This is a genomic window from Bacillus sp. UNC438CL73TsuS30, assembly GCF_000482325.1.
Classification (GTDB): Bacteria; Bacillota; Bacilli; order Bacillales; family Cytobacillaceae; genus Neobacillus.
In genome coordinates this window covers 17,425-32,127 of sequence record NZ_AXVA01000027.1, presented here as the reverse complement: position 1 = coordinate 32,127, position 14,703 = coordinate 17,425, and the positions used below count along the sequence as shown (strand labels likewise).

At 37.9% G+C, this 14,703-nt stretch carries 16 protein-coding genes; 11 read left to right on the top strand and 5 right to left on the bottom strand.

Going from position 1 to position 14,703, the window contains the following annotated elements; genetic code table 11:
• Positions 1 to 177 precede the first annotated feature (177 nt).
• Positions 178 to 486, top strand: coding sequence for a hypothetical protein (locus M028_RS0110770; RefSeq protein WP_026573923.1), 309 nt, complete (start codon positions 178 to 180; stop codon positions 484 to 486).
• Positions 487 to 859: 373 nt separating this feature from the next.
• Positions 860 to 1,087, top strand: coding sequence for a hypothetical protein (locus tag M028_RS0110765; protein ID WP_026573922.1), 228 nt, complete (start codon positions 860 to 862; stop codon positions 1,085 to 1,087).
• Between the two features lie 541 nt (positions 1,088 to 1,628).
• On the opposite strand, the gene M028_RS32750 is transcribed toward M028_RS0110765, so the two are convergent.
• The 3 genes from M028_RS32750 to pdxR form a co-directional block, all read right to left on the bottom strand.
• A complete protein-coding gene (locus tag M028_RS32750; RefSeq protein WP_155925561.1) occupies positions 1,629 to 1,790 on the bottom strand; it encodes a hypothetical protein in 162 nt (53 codons plus the stop codon).
• Positions 1,791 to 2,473: 683 nt separating this feature from the next.
• Complete coding sequence (locus M028_RS34055; protein ID WP_081810718.1) at positions 2,474 to 2,749, bottom strand: restriction endonuclease; 276 nt, start codon at positions 2,747 to 2,749, stop codon at positions 2,474 to 2,476.
• 155 nt (positions 2,750 to 2,904) lie between these two features.
• Complete coding sequence (gene pdxR / locus M028_RS0110745) at positions 2,905 to 4,284, bottom strand: MocR-like pyridoxine biosynthesis transcription factor PdxR (protein ID WP_026573920.1); 1,380 nt, start codon at positions 4,282 to 4,284, stop codon at positions 2,905 to 2,907.
• Between the two features lie 227 nt (positions 4,285 to 4,511).
• On the opposite strand from pdxR, the gene M028_RS31475 reads away from it, so the two are divergent.
• The 7 genes from M028_RS31475 (at position 4,512) to panF (ending at position 10,218) form a co-directional block, all read left to right on the top strand.
• Positions 4,512 to 5,177, top strand: a complete 666-nt coding sequence (locus M028_RS31475; RefSeq protein WP_051591006.1) for a LysE family transporter — start codon at positions 4,512 to 4,514, stop codon at positions 5,175 to 5,177.
• 305 nt (positions 5,178 to 5,482) lie between these two features.
• A complete protein-coding gene (locus M028_RS0110735; RefSeq protein ID WP_026573919.1) occupies positions 5,483 to 6,253 on the top strand; it encodes a transporter substrate-binding domain-containing protein in 771 nt (256 codons plus the stop codon).
• 55 nt (positions 6,254 to 6,308) lie between these two features.
• A complete protein-coding gene (locus tag M028_RS0110730) occupies positions 6,309 to 6,953 on the top strand; it encodes an amino acid ABC transporter permease (protein ID WP_026573918.1) in 645 nt (214 codons plus the stop codon).
• Entirely contained in the window at positions 6,950 to 7,678 is a 729-nt protein-coding gene (locus tag M028_RS0110725) for an amino acid ABC transporter ATP-binding protein (RefSeq protein ID WP_026573917.1), read from the top strand. The genes M028_RS0110730 and M028_RS0110725 overlap by 4 nt, the downstream gene beginning before the upstream one ends.
• Before the next feature lie 269 nt (positions 7,679 to 7,947).
• Positions 7,948 to 8,190: a hypothetical protein gene (locus M028_RS32745; RefSeq protein ID WP_155925559.1), complete on the top strand. Its 243-nt coding sequence runs from the start codon at positions 7,948 to 7,950 to the stop codon at positions 8,188 to 8,190.
• A gap of 328 nt (positions 8,191 to 8,518) precedes the next feature.
• Positions 8,519 to 8,791, top strand: a complete 273-nt coding sequence (locus tag M028_RS0110720) for a YhdT family protein (RefSeq protein WP_026573916.1) — start codon at positions 8,519 to 8,521, stop codon at positions 8,789 to 8,791.
• Positions 8,776 to 10,218 (top strand): sodium/pantothenate symporter, encoded by a 1,443-nt coding sequence (gene panF, locus M028_RS0110715; RefSeq protein ID WP_026573915.1) that lies wholly within the window; start codon positions 8,776 to 8,778, stop codon positions 10,216 to 10,218. The genes M028_RS0110720 and panF overlap by 16 nt, the downstream gene beginning before the upstream one ends.
• Positions 10,219 to 10,356: 138 nt before the next feature.
• Here panF and M028_RS0110710 read toward each other — a convergent pair whose 3' ends face one another.
• Entirely contained in the window at positions 10,357 to 11,481 is a 1,125-nt protein-coding gene (locus M028_RS0110710) for a cupin domain-containing protein (RefSeq protein ID WP_026573914.1), read from the bottom strand.
• Positions 11,482 to 11,562: 81 nt separating this feature from the next.
• Positions 11,563 to 12,513, bottom strand: a complete 951-nt coding sequence (locus tag M028_RS0110705; RefSeq protein WP_026573913.1) for a fumarylacetoacetate hydrolase family protein — start codon at positions 12,511 to 12,513, stop codon at positions 11,563 to 11,565.
• A 265-nt stretch (positions 12,514 to 12,778) separates the two neighbouring features.
• Here M028_RS0110705 and M028_RS0110700 point away from each other — a divergent pair, with 265 nt between their 5' ends.
• Both M028_RS0110700 and M028_RS0110695 read left to right on the top strand, forming a co-directional pair.
• Complete coding sequence (locus tag M028_RS0110700; RefSeq protein ID WP_026573912.1) at positions 12,779 to 13,972, top strand: FAD-dependent monooxygenase; 1,194 nt, start codon at positions 12,779 to 12,781, stop codon at positions 13,970 to 13,972.
• 106 nt (positions 13,973 to 14,078) lie between these two features.
• Positions 14,079 to 14,573: a DinB family protein gene (locus M028_RS0110695; protein ID WP_026573911.1), complete on the top strand. Its 495-nt coding sequence runs from the start codon at positions 14,079 to 14,081 to the stop codon at positions 14,571 to 14,573.
• The last annotated feature ends 130 nt before the right edge of the window (positions 14,574 to 14,703 follow it).

The following is a 14,703-nucleotide window of genomic DNA, read 5'->3' as shown; positions in this document are numbered from 1 at the left end:
CTGTTTAATTTTGGTTAAACAGCTTTTTCGATTGACCATTTGTCAAGAATTACACTTAAGGTAATGGGCTTGAGTTTGGTCAAGGGGGTGCAATGGCTACACTTTTTCTTTGTTCGACTAAGGGGCAGGTTAGTTCAAATAAGGTAATGAATTTTTCAGGAAGAGTAGAGGTTGAATATGATTCAATTATATCTGTCATTAAATGAAGCTGGTTTGATGTTTAAGGGGCATACAGCTCTTGCACTGGAGGAGGTTGATTACATTCTTCTTGAAACCTACGAGAATGGAACCACACATTCAGTGGATGTGAATACATTCGAAATGCTTTTCGGGGATGTAGGCGGGAATCCGACCTTTGAAGAATTGTCAGGACCTCATACTTTTAAATTGGGAGATAAGCAATACACTATGACCGCTGAGGAAATGGGTTATCAAAAATATTTCGACCAATGGAAAGAGCAAGGATTGTTTAAACTTAATACTTGATGATTGGGCTGCCATAATTGGCGGCTTTTTTGTTGTTCAACTAAAGGGGCAGTTTAGCTGAACAATTTTCCTGACGATACCCCATTAAGACCTCTACTGAGATTTTAGATTTTTTTGTTAAATCAAGTATACTTAAAAGTTTATAAATGCGATGGTGGTGGATTTATGAGAAGTTAATGGTTCGAATATTTTGTCCGACAAATTCCGAAAAAGTCTGTAATGAAATTTGGGGGAATTGATAGTAACCTAGACTTAACCGACAAGAAATTGATAAAAAAGGGTTATCCTTATGGACGAAATCATTGTGAAATATTTTTTAGAATAAAATGGAATAAAGGAAAGTGTAGAATTTTGTTTTTTAGGGGTGGAATATATGGATGAATTAGAAAAAACAAAAATACAGCTCCAGGCTTATGAAATCAAACTTAAACAAAGAGACAAAACGATTAAAGAACAAGAAGGAAAAATAAAAGAGCTACAAGAAAAAATTGAACTATTTGAGCGCGAGATAATTAATGCAATAAGTCCAGAGGAAGGATTAAGGATATTCGAAAAACAGTTCCATTCTGTCAAATGGAATAAGAAAAATGGATTTCTGTAATTTGGGTTTAGTCGAAGAGACGGAGCCGAACGCGGGCTTTACGCCCAATATTTCCGGACAACGCTTGCCATCTACATTTGGAAAGTTTGTGAAGAAATGTACTTAAAGTAACGGATGCTTTAGTAAAATAAGGAGAAAAACAAAGGACCAAAATAATAGTCCTTTTTCTCGCTTTTGTATCAACAGTATTCTTTAACGGAGAGTCAATAATTACATTGTTCTCTAGCACTTATACAAGCGGCTGTCATCATCACCAATGCTTTTAGCCCGTGACTCATCTAAAGCAATGATTTTTTCTCCTGTTTTAACTAAATCCAACATCGACAAAATCACATTCTTCCTTATTTTGTTCCAATAAGATTAAGGCATTTTCATAATTAGACCAGCTAATATGTTTTCTCCATAGATATTTTCTTATGATAAATTTAAGTTTCTCAACTTTTTGTGTATCTGTGTTTGTATCATGATGACCATCTGTTAAGTTCCTACTACTTAATTTGGTTCTGTTTCCTTTATTGTTGGTATATTGCAAGCGTGAAAATTAGAATTCGTTAATAATAAAGTCAATCAAAACCATATCATCATCTGACAAACTAAACTTATTTCGTACTTCTTCCTCTGTGCTTCCTTTTTTAATTAATTCAATTGCTCTTTTTAAGGTTTCATCATCGCTATATTCATATTCTTGTGCTTCTTTACTCATATGTTTCACCTCAATCCAATTATACAAAAATCAACAATATTGGAGATGAAAAATAGAAATTCAAGAGTAAATTATCGGTCGATTAAAATATACAAGGTAGAGTTAAAAAGGATTTAATGAATTTACTTTAAAATGATAAACATGGATTGGACAATCCATTTTAAATTACTTTAATCACAATTAAAGATGTAGCGAAGCGCTCCTCGGTATGTTTGAAAGGCAAATGTGCTGTTGTAAAATGACGTAAAAGCTTTCCGTTGGGTATCCCGTCTGCCCCGGCTACGATTTACTCTCGTAGTGTCTCCCGTTAGATGGGATTTAGCCCCCCAGATGTTGACCGTCCTCATAGCGAAGGCTAGGCAGATAAGGTGTACTCGTAGTAGAGTGCTTGGTAAAGTGAGACCTGGGCGAGTCGAGAGCATAAAAATCCTTCTCTCGGCACCTTAATAAATCCATACTCGATTGAAGCGCCAAAAGTATTTGGCTTTTGAAAATTCTTCAAATTGCATTGGAATTCTGCTCTTGTTTTCAAGGGCAAATTTTTTTCCTCCTCTCTTTCACACCAAAGACACTTACTATTAGGTCTGACTATAATGTATTCTGTGTAGTGCAGATTTGAATATGGCTCTTCTATATAAAAAAGACATGTTTAACGAATGTTTTGTTAACATGTCTTGGAATATTTAAAACATATTCAATGGGTTGTTTCTATTTTGAAGTCTTAATTTGTGCATCGTTGTACGATTAATCATCCTTACCAAGTCATCCCTGTAAAATAAAGTAACTCTATTTCTCTTGCAGGACATCTTTGCAACCTCAGTATAATAACGATTGGTTATTACTATCTTTTTGGTTGCATTGTAGTATCCAGCTGCACCATCCACTTCATTTATCGCATCTACACCGACCTTGTCTTCCCCATATCGTTTTGCTTGTACTACTGTTTTTTCTTTTTTTATTTAATTTAAATAGGTAAACACCACTACATCTTTTTTAGAAAAAGTGTCTGCGACCTACTATCAAGACATGTTGAGTGCTGTGCGTTGATAGATTTAATCAAATAACTGGAACGCCCCTCAATCGTTAGAATCGACTAACGACAGAGGGGTGTTTTTTATGCCCAAGCCTCTTTTAAAAGCTTCACTCCTAACTGTATTTCATCATTGGTAAGATTACTGAACCCGAGTTTAATAATTGGTTCATTGGAATGATTTTTTATGAAATAGATGGAGGTAGGAAACACTTTAACCCCATAAATGGAAGCGCGCTCGATTAACCATTCTTCTGAACGATTTAGATGTACTTTAACTAATACATACAAACCTGACTGCTCCCCAATAATGGATATATTTTGTTTGAAATGTTCCTTTAATTCCGAAACTAAGCACTGCATTTTTCGCTTATAAACAAGACGCATTCGTTTAATATGGCGATTCCATTCCCCCTCCTCCATAAATTTAGCCATTGTAAGTTGGCTAAGGAGTGAGGTGGTACTCTCAAAATGAAGAAATTGATTTTTATAACGGTTTAAAAGTTCCTCTGGCAGCACCATATAACTTAGACGGATTCCTGGAAGAAAGGACTTTGAGAAATTCCCTAGGTAAATGACTTTTTTTGAATCCATGGAAGCAAGTGCTGGAAATGGTTGTTGCGTATAGCGAAATTCACTATCATAATCATCTTCAATAATATATCCATGCATCTTGTTAGCCCAATGTATAAGCATTTGCCTTTGCTGAATGGACATGCTTACTCCTATTGGACTTTGATGGGAGGGTGTTACATAGATTAGCTGTGACCTCGTTTGTTCTAATTGTGAAAGATCAGTTCCTGTTTCATAAACTGGCAAAGTTTCAAACATAAAACGATGGAATTGAAAAGCTTCCCTTGCACCATCGTAACCTGGGTCTTCAACTATAATACTCTGGAATTTGTCCTTCAGTATATGCCCAAGGTATACAAGCATTTGTTGGGTACTACTTCCGATAATAATTGCTTTTGCATTTGTTTTCACTCCGCGTGATTGGAATAAATACGTGGAGATTTGTTCGCGCAAGGCTACTTCCCCAAATGGCTCTCCGTATCGAAAACTATCATGTAATGTTAATACTTGATTGGCAATTCTTCTCCAAATTTTCAATGGGAAATGTGTTTGATCAACGGCATCTGCCCTGAAATTCACTATCGGAGGTTTCTTGGATTCTGTTTGCTTTTTATTATGAGAGATTAATGTGTCCTGAGATATTAGGGGTTCTAACTTATTTACCAAATAACCTTTTCGGCCCTCTCCACGAATATACCCTTCAGCGACAAGTTGTTCATATGCCATTAATGTTGTATTACGGCTTACCTGTAAGGAATCAGCAAGCCCTCGGATGGAGGGCATTTGCTCATTCGCCAAAATGTCACCTTGTTCAATAAATGATTTAAATTTCTCGTAGATTTGTTTGTATTTTGGGGAGTTATCTTTAAAAGTAAAAATGGTATTATTCATTTGCATTCCTTCTGACATGTATATTTGTTCGTTATTGTACCTTTTTTTATGTCAGTTTGTATAATATTATTTTTTTATCGGAAGCTTATTTATTAAAATTTATTTACAAGTTGAAAGGATGATTATTGTGTACATTCCTAAGGAATATCGTATCCTCACTGGGGATGCGTTGAAATGGAAATTCAAGTTGCCGAGTGGATGCGTGAGCAACGGAAAGGGTTGTTTGAATGACTAGTTTAATTATAACAGCTTGTATTCTAGGATTTGTTTACAGTGCAGCCCCTGGAGCGGTCAACACAGAAGCGTTACGAAGGGGATTAAAACGGGGATTTATGCCAGCGTTCTTCGTGGAGACTGGGGCTTTACTAGGTGATTTGCTCTGGGCTATAGTCGGGCTAACAGGTGTGGCACTAGTTTTTCACTTTTTGGCAGTACAAATCATTTTGGGGATTGCTGGTGCTGCTTTTTTACTCCGAATGGCATGGATGTCCTTTTTAGACGCTCGTAAACCCATTGATTTGAATCAATCAGGAACGAAAGAACAGCGGGATTTTTTGACGGGGATTGTGTTTTCAATTGCTAATCCGTTTGGTATTGCGTTTTGGGGCGGGATTGGCGGAGGTTTTGCAGCCCGTATTACAGGCATGCCGTTAATGGATAAGCTGGTGATTTTGTTTGTTGGCTTTGCTGCTGGTGCTTTTGCATGGTGTGTTGGCATATCTTTGTTGGTCGCTTGGTCCCGGAAATTTATTGGAGAGAAGCTTTTACGCGGGATCTTTACATTATCGAGTTTGGCGATGGCATATTTTGCTCTCGAAATGTTATGGAGTTTGATTCACAGTACGATTTATCCGATGTTTTCAACGCGTACACAGTTGAAGATAACTAAGTAAGAACCTCGTTAACCTTAAATTAGGAAACGCCCCCTCATTCTAATTAGTTTGGGGGATTTTTTTTGTTAAGGGGGATAACAATTACTCAAATTTAAGAGGTTTGTTATTTTTAAATAATTTAATCGGCAATATTGAAAAATAAATATAATAGATATTTCAAATTTTTGATTTATTTATATTCATTAAACAAGATGAATTTAAATGCCAAAAAATTAATACTTTAATAATGTTTAATATCTGTGATATATTAATAAAGTAATATTTTTATTCTATTAAAAATAATCTAAAAAATAGGGGTGCTATGAATGAAGAAATTTGGTTTATTTAGTTTATTTTTAATCCTTACTCTCTTTATCGCTGCTTGCGGAAGCAAGGAAACAACAGGAGAGAAAGCGGATAGTGAAAAGGTATATAAAGTAGGCGTGGATACCACTTACCCTCCATTTGAATATAAAGATGGAAATGATTATAAGGGTATCGATATTGATTTGATCAATGCAATTGCGAAAAATCAGGGCTTTAAGATTGAACTTAATCCAATGGATTTTGGAGGAATTATTCCAGCGATGCAAGCTAATCAGCTTGATGTAGCGATTGCTGGCATGAGCATTACAGATGAAAGAAAAAAGGTAGTAGACTTCTCAACTCCGTATTTTGATGCGGGCTTAACTGTTGTTGTTAAAAAAGATAATTCAATTATTAAGTCAGTTAATGACCTTAAAGGAAAAACTGTTGCTGTTAAAAAAGGTACAACAGGTGCGAAATATGCACAAGATAATGCATCGAAACTAGGAATCAAAGTCGTTCAATTTAACGATAGTCCTGCAATGTTCCAAGAAGTTTCTAATGGAAATGCAGATGCACTTATTGAAGACTACCCAGTTATCTCTTACGCTATTGCTCAAAAGGATCTTGGTTTGAAAATTGTGGGTGATCGATTAAATGGCGACCAATATGGAATTGCTGTTTTGAAAGGTCAAAACAAGGATTTAATTGAAAAAATTAATAAAGGTCTAGCTGAACTCAAAAAAGATGGAACATATGATAAAATTGTAAAATCTTATCTTGGCAAATAATATAGTTAAAAGGCGCGCATAAAAGCGCGCTTTCTTCTTGAAAGGGGATGAAACAGTGGACGTAATTACTGCATCTTTACCGATATTATTAAAAGGACTTCAAGTCACAATTTATATATTTGTTATTGCCATTATTCTAGGTTTTTTAATTGGTTTAGTGATGGCCTTGTTCAGGCTAGCACCTATTAAAATCTTGAATTGGATTGCTAAGGTGTATGTTGATGCAATTCGAGGAACACCATTCATCGTACAGCTATTTTTTATTTACTTTGGAGTGAATTCCCTACATTTAATTTCCTTGAACAGTACAACGGCTGGTATCATCACCGTTGCCATTAACGCAGGGGCATATTTTGCAGAAATTATCAGAGCAGGAATTCAATCGATCGATAAGGGACAAACTGAAGCAGCTAGATCGATTGGTTTTACTGGAGCGCAAACCATGCGCTACGTAGTCCTGCCTCAGGCTTTCAGAAGAATGCTGCCTACCATTACGAACCAATCCATTATTAGTTTAAAAGACACTTCCCTATTATCCGTTATTGGTATTGCAGATTTAACACAGCAGGGTCAAATTCAGGCTTCGGCAACTTTTGAAGCATTTAAGATTTGGCTGGCTGTAGGTGTAATTTACTTTATCATCATTTATTTATTAACCCTTCTTGCTAATTTTGTTGAAAGGAGGATTCAGGTTCGATGAGCATTATAACAGTGAAAAACTTAAGAAAATCCTTCGGGAATCTAGAGGTATTAAAAGATATTAATGCAGAAATAAAAGAAAAAGAAGTAATATGCGTAATTGGTCCTTCTGGATCAGGTAAGAGTACATTTCTTCGCTGCCTAAACCGCCTAGAGGAAATCTCAGGTGGAGAAGTGGTAATTAATGGACATAATATAACGGACCCCAAAATTAATATAAACAAAGTAAGACAAGAAGTTGGAATGGTATTTCAACAATTTAATCTGTTTCCTCATAAAACTGTTTTAGAAAATATCACTTTAGGACCTATTAAAATTCTTTCAATGGATAAAGCGGAAGCTGAAAAAATCGCTCTAGAGCTGCTTAATAAGGTTGGGCTTAAAGAAAAGGCAAACAGCTACCCGGGAGAACTATCCGGCGGACAAAAACAGCGTGTTGCCATTGCAAGAGCACTGGCCATGAATCCTAAAATCATGCTTTTTGACGAACCGACTTCTGCACTTGACCCGGAAATGGTCGGGGATGTTTTAGAGGTTATGAAGCAGCTTGCTAAAGAAGGCATGACGATGGTAGTTGTTACACATGAAATGGGATTTGCCCGAGAAGTTGGAGATCGTGTTATCTTCATGGATGGAGGGTATATCGTAGAAGAAAATGAACCGAATCAGTTATTCGGTGACCCTCAGCATGAAAGAACGAAGGCTTTCTTAAGTAAGGTGCTATAAGCAAAAATAACAGGGTAATTTAAAAAGGGGGAACCTTAAAGTATAAAAACTTTTAAGGTTCCCCCTTTTTTATTTAAGGCTCTTTTCGTAAACTTTGTTGATCTTGGTATAAAAAGTATTCCATTTAGAGGCTTTTCGGATAGCCTCCATGTAGCCAAGGCAATCGTGTCCGAATCAAGAGTTCATTCGGACAGCTTTGGTTTAGCCGAGGGCAATCGTGTCCGAATCAAGAGTTCATTCGGATAGCTTTGGTTTAGCCAAGGGCAATCGTGTCTGAATCAAGTGCTCATTCGGACAGCTTCGATGTAGCCAAGAACAATCGTGTCCGAATCAAGAGTTCATTCGGACAGCTTCGATGTAGCCAAGAACAATCGTGTCTGAATCAAGTGCTCATTCGGACAGCTTGGATGTATCCAAGAATCATCGTGTCCGAATCAAGAGTTCATTCGGACAGCTTTGATGTAGCCAAGGGCAATCGTGTCCGAATCAAGTGCTCATTCGGACAGCTTTGACTTAGCCAAGGGCAATCGTGTCCAAATCAAGAGTTCATTCGGACAGCTTTGATGTAGCCAAGGGCAATCGTGTCCGAATCAAGAGTTCATTCGGACAGCTTCGATGTAGCCAAGAATCATCGTGTCCGAATCAAGAGTTCATTCGGACAGCTTTGATGTAGCCAAGCACAATCGTGTCTGAATCAAGTGCTCATTCGGACGGCTTTGATGAACCCAAAGGCGGCGCATGTTTCTTTGCTGAAGATGCTAGTGCAGACAGTTTTATTGTATATAATACTTGTCTTTCAGTAAATTAAACTTAAAATGAAGTAAGGAAAGGTGTGAACTTATGGAAGATAAACGTTTTAGAATTGCACACCGAGAAGCAAAGATAGGTGTCATTCTTGTGATAATTAACTTTGCTATTTGGTATGGATTTGCGTACGGTCTTGGAAGTCAGGACCCGACGACATATACGTACATCCTCGGTTTTCCGGCATGGTTCTTTTATAGCTGTATTGCTGGTACGATCTTTATGATAGTGTTAATCGCCATCGTCATGAAATTCTTCTTTTCCGAAGTTTCACTTGAGGAGGAAGATGAAGAATGCACTGGCAAGTAATCATTCCACTTGCATTATTCCTTGTCATTATATTCTTTATTGGCTTTTGGGCAAATGCACGTGTTCGTCAATCAGAATCGTTCCTATCGGATTATTTCCTTGGTGGACGTGAAATGGGTGGCTTCCTGCTCGCAATGACCATGATGGCGACATATGGAAGTGCATCAAGCTTTATTGGTGGTCCCGGTGTAGCGTATCAAACAGGTCTAGGATGGGTGCTGCTTGCAATGGCTCAATTACCTGCGGGTTATTTTGTCTTGATGATTCTAGGGAAAAAGTTTGCGATTATTGCACGTAAATATGAGGCAATTACGTTAATTGACTTCCTAAAGGCTCGTTATCAATCCAATGCGATTGTGCTGCTTTCTGCAATTGCTATTTTTGTTTTTTTATTCGCATCGATGACAGCGCAATGGGTTGGTGGAGCACGATTAATCGAATCCTTAACTGGGTTACCTTACCGGGGTGCCTTGCTCATCTTTGCCGTAGCGGTGCTTGTATATGTAATTATTGGCGGCTTTGCGGCTGTTGCATTAACAGATGCACTGCAGGGTTCCGTTATGATTATAGGTACAGTCATTCTCCTTGTAGCGGTTACCATCGAAGGAGGAGGGGTTTCTGCCATTATGGCCAATCTTGTTGCAGAGAATCCAAATCTTGTTTCGCCATACGGTGCAGATTCAAGCCTTTCACCGCTTTATGTATCAACCTTCTGGATTTTAATTGGAATCGGTGTAATTGGCTTGCCGCAAATTGCCGTTCGTGCGATGAGCTATAAAGATTCAAAAGGAATGCATCGGGCAATCATTATTGGAACCATCGGGATTGGGACTATTATGTTTGGGATGCATTTAATCGGTGTATTCGGACGTGCCGTGATTCCAGGGATTGAAATTGGCGATAAAGTGATGCCAACATTAACGCTCGATATTTTACCGCCTGTTCTTGCTGGAATTGTATTAGCTGCTCCAATGGCAGCCATAATGTCAACGGTAAACGCCTTATTAATTTTAGTAAGCTCGACGCTTGTAAAAGATGTATATTTAAATTTTATTAAACCAAGTGCAAAAGATGCTGAAATAAAACGTATGAGCTTTATTGTGACAACAGTGGTCGGAATTGCCGTTGTGTTATTTGCATTAAATCCGCCAGATCTATTAATTTGGCTAAACTTATTTGCATTTGGCGGGCTAGAATCGGCATTTTTATGGGTCGTGGTGTTAGGTCTTTATTGGAAAAGTGCCAATAAATACGGAGCGATTACTTCGATGATTGTCGGACTTGTTTCGTATGTTTATATTTATCACTTCCATGTTAATTTATTTGGTATGAATAGTGTAACAATCCCTATCGTTGTATCACTTCTTGTGTTTGTGTTTGTCAGTATGTGGACCAAGCATTTGGTCAAACAACCAAATAGGTTGTAAAATGATTTTGATAAGAAACTATAATAGCTGATAAAAAAGACCATCTCAAAGCCATTACGGCGACCTGAGATGGTCTTTTATTCTACTTTGTATTGGAAGAATCTGAGTTCTACCCCTTAGTTAACCTTGCCGAATCTATTAACGGAAGTCTGCTTTAAATTCACCAGTAATTTGTTGGTGACCGTTATTTTCCTCAAATGATTGCTCTTGTTCTAAGTCGAAACGGTTCATAATCGGTAAATCGTTTACTGAGAATAGGTAAGAGTCTTCTGATGCAGAGTGTTCATACCAAGCCCAGTTTGGAACAACGAAGTAATCACCTTTTTTCCAATCGAAGCGAACGCCGTTAATTACGGTAAAACCTTCACCTTTGTGTACTTGGTATACCGTTGAGTGTGTATGGCGTAATGCCTTTGTTTGAATACCTTTTGGCAAATGCTGCATTCTAGTGCCAAGTGTCGGGTTAGCCGATTTACCTGTTGAGGGGTTAATGTATTCAACTGCATATCCATGGTGTGGATTTGGATCGAATTCCATCAGGCCTTTAATTCCTTCTACAGTGCGATCCCATTTATAATTAGCAAGTGGAGCAACCGTGAACTTATCATCACCAACAGGACGTACCATGCCGCCGCGATAACGTCTCTCCGTAAAATTATCTGGAATATCTGGTTGTTGCAGGCCATCTTCATAAGGTTCAAAGAATGTACCGCCGATTGAATAAATAGTCGGAATATCTAAAGCATCCATCCAATACATAGGCTCTGTACCCAAATGTGCATGCCCATGCCATAAGTTCTTTGGCGTAATTAAAAAGTCGCCTTCCTCCATGAAAATACGCTCACCCTGTACGATCGTGTATGCACCTGATCCTTCAGAAATGAAGCGCAATGCACTTTGTGAGTGACGGTGAGATGGAGCTTTTTCACCAGGCAATAACATTTGTACCGCAGCATAAATCGTTTGAGTTGTAGATCCCCATCCCCAAGGTTCACGATATGTTAAACCAGGATTTTGGAAATATATCGCACGACGTTCACCGCCGCGTTCTGGTGTGAAGATTTGAGCTGCTTCAGCCATTTTCTTTTTGATTAATTCATCGCTCCAAAGATAAGCTTGTGCTTGAGGCTTTGGCGTCTTGTGCATAATTGCTGGAATTGCTTCCCAAAGAGGTCCTAAGTTGTATTGTTGAATATCTTTTGTGTAATCGGTTACAATTGAACTTTTCATAAATTCCTGAACTTCTTGATTTACTTCAGCCATTTCACATTCTCCTCTACTATTTAAATATATAGGGAAAAGGGGAGCCGCGTGTATGCTACTCAACCCTTTTGTATCTTCTAATTAAACTGTGGCTACCACTTCTGTTGCCTTTACTTTATTTTCGAGTACACCAATTTGATCGATTTCAATAGTAACTATATCCCCATCTTTTAAAAATTTTGGTGGATTCATCGCAACTCCAACGCCCCCAGGAGTTCCCGTTAATACAACATCTCCCGGCTCTAAGGTCATTAAATTTGATAAGAAAGCTACTAATTTTTGAACAGTGAATACTAGATTGGCAGTATTCGTTTTTTGACGTACTTCACCATTAACTTTTAAGACAACATCTAAGCCGGATGGATTCGGTATTTCATCGGCAGTTACTAAATATGGTCCCATTGGTGCACTGCCTTCTACTGTTTTTCCTTGCAGCCATTGAAGAGTGCGACGTTGAATATCACGATAGGTTACGTCATTTGTAATGGTATAACCTGCTACATAGTCTAATGCATCCTCTTCGGAAACATTGCGAGCTTGTTTTCCGACAACAAAAGTAAACTCTGCTTCATAGTCAAGCTGGTCAGAAATTGGATAGTGTGGGATAGCGTCCTCTGGTCCTAAGATGGTATTAGCAAATTTCGCAAAAATAACTGGGTTCGAAGGGATTTCCCGGCCCATTTCTAAAATGTGCTCTCGGTAGTTGTGACCAACGCAAATAATTTTGCCTGGACGCTGCACAGGCGCTTCTACCTTAACATCCTCAAGATTGTAAATTACTATTTTATCAAAGCTTTCAGGATTAGCTAAAATGAAATCAACGGCATTTTGTGCTAGTTTCAGTGATTCCTTACCACCTTGGTATAACTCATCGGTATTATTTGGCACATATGCGTTTGCGATCGCTTCGTATCGGTATTTTCCTTCTGCTTTTAACTGTGCTTGATAAGCATAGTTTAAGTCGATCACTTTATTATCAACGATTGCCCCTGCACGTGTATGCCCTGCGGCTGTAAAATTTATAAGTTTCATTGTTATCCTCCCTGTTTCCACTAATTATAAACTTAGTTCACTATTTATAAAAATACTAATTGAATTTTTAAGGATTGTCAATATTATTTGTTTTCAGAAAAATAACTCAGTTGATTGGATTTTAATATTAAGAAAGGAGATTAGAAGTTTCTAAATTTTTCAACATTTGTATTGACGAAATAGTGAAAAATGATTTAAAGTTTACTTATTAGGAACGCAGTTCTCTATTTATGGAAAATAATAAATTAATTGGAGGTAATTTTCAATGGCTAATGTAAGCGACATCATTATCGTCGGTGGAGGAATCGGCGGTTTAGCAGCAGCTCTATCAATCCAGGAAACTGGAAAATCAATTGCAGTTTTTGAGCAGGCACCTGAATTTGGGGAAATAGGTGCAGGGATTCAGTTGGCACCCAATGCGTTAGAAGTTTTAGACCGGTTAGGTGTAAAGGAAGAAATTGTGAAATATGCAGTGTTCCCAAAACGTCTTGTATTAAAAGATGTTTATACTGCAAAAGAATTAGCAACTCTAGACTTAGGGGAAGCTTTCCAAAAAGAATACGGCCAACCTTATATCGTATTGCATCGGTCTGACTTGCACAGAGTCCTTTATGAAGCATGTCAAAAACGCGGTAATATCCAATTCTTTACAAATCAATGTATTCAAACTGCGGAACAAAATGGTGATACAGTAACTGTTGTCAACCAAAATGGTGAAACGTTTAGTGCTGAGGCTGTTATTGGTGCGGATGGGGTAAAATCAAAGCTTCGCAAACTTTTTATTGATGATGAACCAGTAAACTCAGCGTATGTAGCTTACCGTGGGGCCATTCCAATTGAAGAAATAGCTCATGGCACAAACTTAGACTTAGATGATGTAATCATGTGGATTGGACCAAACCTTCACATGGTACAATACCCAGTTCGCCGTGGTGAGCTTTATAATCAGGTAGTGGTATTTAAATCTTATGATGCTACAGTGGAAGACTGGGGAACACCAGAAGAAATGGCACGTCGTTTTGAAAATAGTCATCCAAAAGTGCAAAATGCATTAAATTACATTAACCGCCAATTCCGCTGGCAAATGTATGACCGTGAACCAATCGAAAATTGGACAAAAGGCAAAATTACATTATTAGGTGATTCTGGTCATGCCATGCTTCAATATTTAGCTCAAGGCGGCGTTCAAGCACTTGAAGATGCGTTCGTGTTGGGAGAAGAACTAAAAAGACATAATTCCTACGAAGAAGCCTTTAAAACATACCAGGAAGTTCGAATTCCACGTGCTTCAATGGTTCAAAGATCGGCTCGGAAATGGGGCGAAACGATTCACGCAGTGGATCCACTTACAACCTTGCTTCGTGACCGTCTTTTCGATCAGCACAAACCAACTGATTACCACAATGTTGATTTCCTATATGGCTATTTCAATAAGAATTATCAGCGTGTAGATAGCTAATTTATAACTTTTCGCAAAGAAAAACGCGTTAGAGCTAATTCTAGCGCATTTTCTTTGAAGTATATTTTCTTGACGATTTTTATCTTATTGAAGGAGGACATAATCTATGACAACAGCCGTACTGAATGAAAAATTGGAATTGTTTAAAAAAGGTATTGAGGATATTGTAGCAATATTGAAAAATACGGAAGAAGCGGCGCTTTTCATTAAACCTTCTGAAAATGAATGGTCAGCCATGCAAATTGTTTCTCATATTCTAGAAGCTGTAGATTTTTGGGTTGCTGATTTGGAAGCACTGTTGGTGGTTCCAGGGGCAAAATGGGGACGTAATCATGAACATGTGCGTCGTTTAGCTGCAGTAAATGAAGAGATTGTATCGCGTATAAATAAAGATGATGCCGTAAATGCATTGCAAAACTTGGTCCCTAAAGTAGAAAAAGCACTTGTAAAAGTTAAAGAAGAGGACCTAGGGAAAACAGCTCCAAGTTATAATCCAAACTTTGATGGAAAACCGTTATCATTTTTAGTCGACCACTTAATTGTTAAGCATGTTTTGGGGCATCATGGACAAATTGTACGTCACTTGGAAAAAATTCAATAAGAAGCCACCTACGCCAAGGGGATTCTATTGGCACACAGAGACCAACTCAAAAGCAGATTGCTTCCTGAGAGGGTCTCTTTTTCTTTAATTAGGGCTTTTGCAAAAGTATTTTGGAGAATCTCTTGAAATA

What these genes read in the sequence shown, in the direction of transcription:
- M028_RS0110770 (WP_026573923.1), top strand. Translation starts at nt 178, where the DNA reads ATGATTCAATTATATCTGTCATTAAATGAAGCTGGTTTGATGTTTAAG.
- M028_RS0110765 (WP_026573922.1), top strand. Translation starts at nt 860, where the DNA reads ATGGATGAATTAGAAAAAACAAAAATACAGCTCCAGGCTTATGAAATC.
- M028_RS32750 (WP_155925561.1), bottom strand. Translation starts at nt 1,790, where the DNA reads ATGAGTAAAGAAGCACAAGAATATGAATATAGCGATGATGAAACCTTA.
- pdxR (WP_026573920.1), bottom strand. Translation starts at nt 4,284, where the DNA reads ATGAATAATACCATTTTTACTTTTAAAGATAACTCCCCAAAATACAAA.
- M028_RS31475 (WP_051591006.1), top strand. Translation starts at nt 4,512, where the DNA reads ATGACTAGTTTAATTATAACAGCTTGTATTCTAGGATTTGTTTACAGT.
- M028_RS0110735 (WP_026573919.1), top strand. Translation starts at nt 5,483, where the DNA reads ATGAAGAAATTTGGTTTATTTAGTTTATTTTTAATCCTTACTCTCTTT.
- M028_RS0110725 (WP_026573917.1), top strand. Translation starts at nt 6,950, where the DNA reads ATGAGCATTATAACAGTGAAAAACTTAAGAAAATCCTTCGGGAATCTA.
- M028_RS0110720 (WP_026573916.1), top strand. Translation starts at nt 8,519, where the DNA reads ATGGAAGATAAACGTTTTAGAATTGCACACCGAGAAGCAAAGATAGGT.
- panF (WP_026573915.1), top strand. Translation starts at nt 8,776, where the DNA reads ATGCACTGGCAAGTAATCATTCCACTTGCATTATTCCTTGTCATTATA.
- M028_RS0110710 (WP_026573914.1), bottom strand. Translation starts at nt 11,481, where the DNA reads ATGGCTGAAGTAAATCAAGAAGTTCAGGAATTTATGAAAAGTTCAATT.
- M028_RS0110705 (WP_026573913.1), bottom strand. Translation starts at nt 12,513, where the DNA reads ATGAAACTTATAAATTTTACAGCCGCAGGGCATACACGTGCAGGGGCA.
- M028_RS0110700 (WP_026573912.1), top strand. Translation starts at nt 12,779, where the DNA reads ATGGCTAATGTAAGCGACATCATTATCGTCGGTGGAGGAATCGGCGGT.
- M028_RS0110695 (WP_026573911.1), top strand. Translation starts at nt 14,079, where the DNA reads ATGACAACAGCCGTACTGAATGAAAAATTGGAATTGTTTAAAAAAGGT.